The sequence below is a fragment of the Acinetobacter sp. UBA2063 genome (assembly GCF_002333245.1).
GTDB lineage: Bacteria > Pseudomonadota > Gammaproteobacteria > Pseudomonadales > Moraxellaceae > Acinetobacter > Acinetobacter parvus.
In genome coordinates, this window is record NZ_DDAH01000079.1 from 1 (window position 1) to 6,504 (window position 6,504).

5 protein-coding genes and 1 pseudogene are annotated in these 6,504 nt (G+C 42.0%); 3 read left to right on the top strand and 3 right to left on the bottom strand.

The features are described 5' to 3' along the window. Nucleotides 1–1,041: molecular chaperone DnaJ (locus B4H32_RS03535; RefSeq protein ID WP_286800017.1), on the top strand; the 1,041-nt coding region annotated here is incomplete at its 5' end. A 99-nt stretch (nt 1,042–1,140) separates the two neighbouring features. Here the strand turns inward: B4H32_RS03535 and B4H32_RS03540 are convergent. Continuing rightward, nucleotides 1,141–4,038: a valine--tRNA ligase gene (locus tag B4H32_RS03540; protein ID WP_004681544.1), complete on the bottom strand. Its 2,898-nt coding sequence runs from the start codon at nt 4,036–4,038 to the stop codon at nt 1,141–1,143. Between the two features lie 409 nt (nt 4,039–4,447). Here B4H32_RS03540 and B4H32_RS03545 point away from each other — a divergent pair, with 409 nt between their 5' ends. Together B4H32_RS03545 and B4H32_RS03550 are read left to right on the top strand one after the other, a co-directional pair. Next, entirely contained in the window at nt 4,448–5,110 is a 663-nt protein-coding gene (locus B4H32_RS03545) for a hypothetical protein (RefSeq protein ID WP_004674981.1), read from the top strand. A gap of 12 nt (nt 5,111–5,122) precedes the next feature. Then, nucleotides 5,123–5,929, top strand: a complete 807-nt coding sequence (locus tag B4H32_RS03550; RefSeq protein ID WP_004760932.1) for an SDR family NAD(P)-dependent oxidoreductase — start codon at nt 5,123–5,125, stop codon at nt 5,927–5,929. 19 nt (nt 5,930–5,948) lie between these two features. Here the strand turns inward: B4H32_RS03550 and B4H32_RS03555 are convergent, their stop codons facing one another. Together B4H32_RS03555 and B4H32_RS03560 are read right to left on the bottom strand one after the other, a co-directional pair. Continuing rightward, nucleotides 5,949–6,386: a YbjQ family protein gene (locus B4H32_RS03555; protein ID WP_286800020.1), complete on the bottom strand. Its 438-nt coding sequence runs from the start codon at nt 6,384–6,386 to the stop codon at nt 5,949–5,951. An 8-nt stretch (nt 6,387–6,394) separates the two neighbouring features. Then, a pseudogene (locus B4H32_RS03560) lies at nt 6,395–6,504 on the bottom strand (hypothetical protein); the annotation flags it as partial.

Consider the following 6,504-nt stretch of genomic DNA (forward strand, 5'->3'; position numbering starts at 1 on the left):
AGTGTTGAACTCTTGCCATTATATGCTCAATGGCACCAAGTTTTATTTAGTCAACTAGAGGTACTTTGGCAATATAAACAATCGCATAAATTTGCTAAAACCCATTTAGAGCGTTTAGATCAAAAAATCTCAATTTTAGTGAGTCAACTTTTAAATAATCCCAATCTGTCTGAAGAACAACATAAATTGACCATCGTCATTGCTCAATTTTATAAAATTTTAGAAGACCATGATCATTTGCCTACATCACAAGTAGATGATACAGAGGATGATTTTCATTCAGAGCATGATGTTGATGAAATGATGGAAAAACAAGTGATGAAAGAAATTCTTGCAGATCAATTGGGTGTGTCTGAGGACTGGATTGACTTTGAGTTTGATCTCGAAAATCTTGAAGAGTTTATGCAAAAAGTAAAAGAAAAATTTGATCGAGAGGAAGCTGATTTCATTCAAAATCAACTGAATGATCATGAACGTGAAGCATATCAAAAGTTTGCAGAAAAAGAAAAAAAGAAAATTTTAAAGAAGCAAATGCAACTTGAAGATGCAAAAAAAATGGCAGGGCAGTCATTAAAAAGCATTTATTTAAAAATTGCCTCTGTGATCCATCCTGATCGTGAACGGGATGAGCAAAAACGTATAGACAAAACCGAGCTCTTGCAGCAAGCAAATACTGCACTTGAAGAAAAAGATTTACTTACGCTATTAAAGTTACGTGCTTATACAGAACAAGGTGATCAAAAACAAGCAGTTAAAATCGCAAATGAACATTTGAAATCTTATAATCTATTGCTAGAAGATCAAATTGAGCAATTGCAAATGGAGTTAGATCACATTATTTACTCATTTGATTGGAAAAGCTCAGGTTTTTATAAACACACTTTTAAACCTGCTGATTTGGCTAAGAAGTACCAATATGATTTGAGGGAAATTCGAAGAAAGCTATTACAAGATGAACAGTGTTTAAATAGTTATAAGGATTTTGATTGTTTAAAAAACTTACTTAAAAATAGAGCATTCGGCTGGTCATTTAATTTTTAAAGTGGTTTGAGCCTGTAAATAAGCTTTTAGTTGTTCAAACAAGTGGGACCACCTCTGTTTAGCGTATTGAATATATTTTATTCAATACGCTAGTCATAATTATAAACTTGCAATTTGCTCCATATTCGCTTTAATCTTCGCTAATTGGTCAGCGAACTCAGCCAATTTGACTTTTTCACCATCAACAACGGCTGCTGGTGCTTTAGCGACAAAACTTTCGTTAGAAAGTTTAGTTGCGATTTGATCATGTTGCTTTTGAACCTTATCCAGGTCTTTCTGCAAACGACCTAATTCAGCTTTCGGGTCAATTAAACCCTTCATTGGAACAAATACAGAAACATGACCCACAACAGAAGAAGAAGATAATGGCGGTTGTTCGCCGTCAACCAAGAATGTAATGCTTTCAACTTTAGCCAATGCCTTAAATAATGCTTCAATACGGGTGATTTGCTCACGTTCAGTATCAGAAATGTTTTGCAGCAATACAGGCAATAAACGCGCATTACCCAAGCCCATTTCACCACGAATGTTACGTACCGCACCAATCAGGCCTTGTAACCACTGCATATCTGCTTCAGCTTGATCATTGATCTTCGCTTGATCAGGCACAGGATATTGTGCGGTCATGATGGTTGCGCCACCTTTGCCCAACATTGGTGCAAGGGTTTGCCAGATTTCTTCAGTCAAATACGGCATTAACGGATGTGCCAAACGTAAAGAAGCTTCCATTACTGCAAGTAACACACGGCGAACTTCTGCCTTACGTTCTTCTGACACATTGGCATCATTAAGCACAGGCTTGGTCAGTTCGACATACCAGTCGCAGTATTCATTCCAGATAAAGTCATAGATTGCTTGCGCCGCAAGGTCTAAACGGTAGGTGGCAAATGCTTGATGCACCGCAGCTTCCACTTTCTGTAAACGGCTGATGATCCATTGTTCAGGAAGTTCCCATAAATCAGGACGCGCTTCCTGACCAACGGTTTGCCCCTCAACATTCATCAATACGAAACGGGTCGCGTTCCAAATCTTGTTACAGAAATTACGGTAGCCTTCAACGCGTTTTAGATCGAACTTGATGTCACGACCCGTATTGGCAAGCGCACAGAACGTAAAACGAACTGCATCTGTACCGTAGGCATTGATGCCGTCTGGAAATTCTTTACGGGTTGATTTCTCAATCTTCGCTGCGTCTTTCGGATTCATTAAGCCAGTGGTACGTTTCGCAACCAGACTTTCAAGATCAATACCGTCAATCAAGTCTAACGGATCAAGTACGTTGCCCTTGGACTTCGACATCTTCTGACCTTCACCATCACGGACCAAGCCATGAACGTAAACCGTCTTGAATGGAACTTGTGATGAACCATCTTCATTTTTCATGAAGTGCATGGTCATCATGATCATACGGGCAACCCAGAAGAAGATGATGTCAAAACCTGTCACCAACACATCAGTCGGGTGGAACGTTTTAAGGAAAACGTTGGCTGCATCTTTCTGTGCATCGCCAGTCCAACCTAAAGTTGAGAACGTCCAAAGCGCAGAGGAGAACCATGTATCCAGTACATCTTCATCCTGATTTAATTCAATGTCAGCAGCGATGTTGTTTTTGGCACGAACGTCTTCTTCATTGCGTCCCACATACACATTGCCCTCGGCATCATACCAGGCAGGAATACGGTGGCCCCACCACAGTTGACGCGAAATACACCAGTCCTGAATGTCACGCATCCATGACATATACATATTGGTATATTGCTCAGGCACAAACTTAATACGACCATCCTGAACTGCTTCGATTGCAGGTTCAGCAAGTGGCGCAATCTTCACATACCATTGATCAGTCAATAATGGTTCAACGATCACACCTGAACGATCACCGCGCGGTGCTTTCAAGTCATAAGGTTGGATTTGATCTAACCAGCCTTCAGTTTCCGCTTGTTCAACCAACTTTTTACGGGCAGCAAAACGCTCTAAACCAATATAGTCCGCAGGGGCAGGCAACAGTTGAGAAATTTGCTCACCCGCTTTGGCGATATATTCAAACTCAGCCAACACTTCGGCATTTTTGTTGAAGATGTTGATGATGGCTAAGTTACAGCGTTTACCGACTTCATAGTCATTGAAGTCATGCGCTGGGGTGATTTTCACACAGCCAGTACCGAAATCTTTTTCGACATATTCATCAGCCACCACAGGTACTAAACGACCTGTAATTGGGAGAATAATGTTTTTACCAATCAGGTGTGCATAACGTTCATCTTCAGGATGTACCGCAACTGCTGTATCGCCTAATAAAGTTTCTGGACGTGTGGTTGCCACCACAAGATAGTCATTACCATCTTTGGTTTTCAGTGATTTATCTTCAAAGAAATACTTAAAGTGCCACAATGAGCCTTTTTCTTCCTTGCTTTCAACTTCAAGGTCAGAAAGGGCAGTTTGCAGTTTAGGGTCCCAGTTCACCAAACGCTTGCCACGATAGATCAAGCCATCTTCGTGCAAACGCACAAACACTTCCTTTACGGCATTGGATAGACCATCATCCATGGTAAAGCGTTCACGAGACCAGTCCACAGATGAACCTAAACGGCGGATTTGCTTGGTAATCGTTCCGCCAGATTGTTCTTTCCATTCCCAAACTTTGTCGATGAACTTGTCACGACCCAAGTCATGACGGGTCACACCTTGCAAACCGAGTTGACGCTCGACCACCATCTGCGTTGCAATCCCCGCATGGTCTGTGCCTGGTTGCCATAAGGTGTTTTTACCCATCATACGGTTATAGCGAGTCAAGGCATCCATAATGGCATTGTTAAAGCCATGCCCCATGTGCAGGCTACCTGTCACGTTTGGCGGTGGAATCATGATACAGAATGATTCACCCTGACCTGATGGTTTGAAGTAACCCTGTTGTTCCCAGATTTGATACCATTTCTTTTCGATCTCGGTTGGATCGTAAGTGGTTGCAATATTTTGAGCAGATTGAGCGTCAGTCATAGTACAGAAGATTAAAATTGAATAAAAAATTGGATCTATTGTAGCAAAAAAACCGCCAAGATTTTCATCTAAAAAAGCCGATGAAATGCGTTGGTTTTTTAACGATAAAACCTTGAATTATGTGTTCTGTGTCACATAATTATCCTATGTAGATGCATAAAACAACAACATAACAATATTAAAATATGAATGAGAGGATGGTTCAGATGAGTTATTCAATTTTACTAAAAATTAATGAAGCAACACACGGTCAACCATTTTTTTGGCATTTATGCATGTCGATGCGGAATAGAATATGCTAAATTCGGCGTATAGAAAGCCAAAAATCATATAAAACAGTTTGATGGAAAAATAAGGGCTTGTTGAACAAGCCCTTATTTTATGCAATCTAAGAATTAGGGTAATTAGAATGAACACCGCCGTTTTTTTAAATATTCATGCGGATACATACGCGAGATTTGCGCATATTCGAGCGCAGTTATTACAGGGCAGTAAGGAAAGTCAGGCAAATGCTTTGGGGAATGTCCTGTCAGAAATGGCTTGTGAAGTGATTGAACAGGTTTTTATGGTGCTGCTACAGGAAAACCAGCATCATTCCCAAACAGGCGAATCCGAAAAGGTGATTCAGCAAATTCTGGAAGCCATTCGCAAATATATGCCATGGTCTGTTTCATTTTTTGGCAATGACCGATTGGTTCCTGTGGTGGAATATCTTTCCAAAACCATTCAGCTTGAAGATGAAAAGGTTTACATGACCTATCCAATTGAACAGCAGCTTGCACAACAGGTGAAAAGCTCAAGCCATAAGCTTGCTGGTGGAGACCGTCATGAAACGGTAAATGCGTTGAAACTGCTGACCGATGTGATTGATGTCGGTGTGACCCATTTAATTCGTGAACCGAAAAAATGCCTGAAGTTTAATTTTGTGGTGGATAAAACCCTCAATGGCGTGATCAACATGACCACACATCTAGGCTATAAACGTTTGGAAAAACTAGGCACTCAACTGGATCAGCAGGTTGCGGTCATTTATGTGGATTACTTCTTAAAATTTATGCGTCATCAGGCATAGGGGATCATTGATATGGCAAAGTTAAAAAACCTTGAAAATAAAGTGGTATGGATTACAGGGGCTTCTTCTGGTTTGGGCAAGGCGCTGGCAAGGGAATGTGCCTTGCAGGGTGCGCAGGTGGTGCTGACTTCACGCCGTTATGATGAACTGGAAGCTGTGCGTGTCGGTTTGTTCAAGCCAGAACGTCATGTTTCAATTGCCGCTGATATTACTGATGAAGCCCAGGTACGTCATGCGCATGAACAGGTTTTGGCATGCAAAGGGCGAATTGACTGGCTGATCAACAATGCAGGTCTGAGCCAGCGTGCCCTGATTCAGGACACCACCATGCAAACTGAACGTGCCATCATGGAAGTGGATTATTTTTCACAGGTGTTCTTTACCAAGACTGTGTTACCAACATTCCTCAAACAAAAGTCTGGTCGGGTGGTATTTGTCTCCAGTGTGGCGGGCCTATTGGGTACACAATATCGCGCCAGTTATTCAGCTGCCAAAGCGGCGATTCATATGTGGGCAAACAGTCTTCGCGCCGAGGTTTCAAAAGATGGGGTTGAGGTTTCGGTGGTTTTCCCAGGCTTTGTTAAAACCAATGTCTCTTTTAATGCCTTAAATGGTGAGGGTAAGCCGCAGGGACATCAGGACGAAGCCATTGAAAATGGTTTGGATGCCGATGTATTTGCCCAGCGTGTGGTTGAGGCTTTGATGGCAGGTGAGGAATATGTGGTTGTCGGTGGCAAGAAAGAACAACTGGGTGTATTGGTGTCCCGTTTGTCGCCAAGCCTGTTGTATAAAATGATTCGTAAAACCAAAGTGAAGTAAAAGGAGCTTTTACTCCCTTTTACTCATTTAAAATAGCCGTGCCATAAGCAAACACTTCAACCATGCCACCTTGCATCCCCAGTTCAGTGGTGCTGAGACGAACCCCCATAATCTGGTTTGCCCCCATCCTGTGTGCTTCCTGCTTGAGCCGAAGCATGGCTTCACGCCGTGCCCGTTCTACCACACTTTCATAGCTGACGAGACGGCCACCAAAGAAGTTTTGAATGGTGGCAAGCACATATTTAAAATAATCATGTGAGATCACCACATTGCTGCTTACCAGTTGACCTATTGCAGTCGTTTCAACAAAGCGGTTGGTATCAATGCGGATATGGGCAAATTGTCTTTCTTTCTCATCCAGTTCACGTAGGTGTTTTTGTTCGATATGACGACCAAAACCCCAACCGACTGAAAAAAGAATCAGAAAAATAACGATCTGAAAAATTAATCCATCCATTATATTGCCTATGCGCCAAATGGATCAGGAAGTTTAGGCGCCAGAGGCTGAACCACGACAGCCGTACCATATACAAAAAGTTCGGACGCGCCCTGGGCAATATTCGATGTGGAAAAGC

Excerpts from the sequence above, each read along its gene's own strand:
- B4H32_RS03550 (WP_004760932.1), top strand. The coding sequence starts at position 5,123 with ATGGCAAAGTTAAAAAACCTTGAAAATAAAGTGGTATGGATTACAGGG.
- B4H32_RS03540 (WP_004681544.1), bottom strand. The coding sequence starts at position 4,038 with ATGACTGACGCTCAATCTGCTCAAAATATTGCAACCACTTACGATCCA.
- B4H32_RS03555 (WP_286800020.1), bottom strand. The coding sequence starts at position 6,386 with ATGGATGGATTAATTTTTCAGATCGTTATTTTTCTGATTCTTTTTTCA.
- B4H32_RS03545 (WP_004674981.1), top strand. The coding sequence starts at position 4,448 with ATGAACACCGCCGTTTTTTTAAATATTCATGCGGATACATACGCGAGA.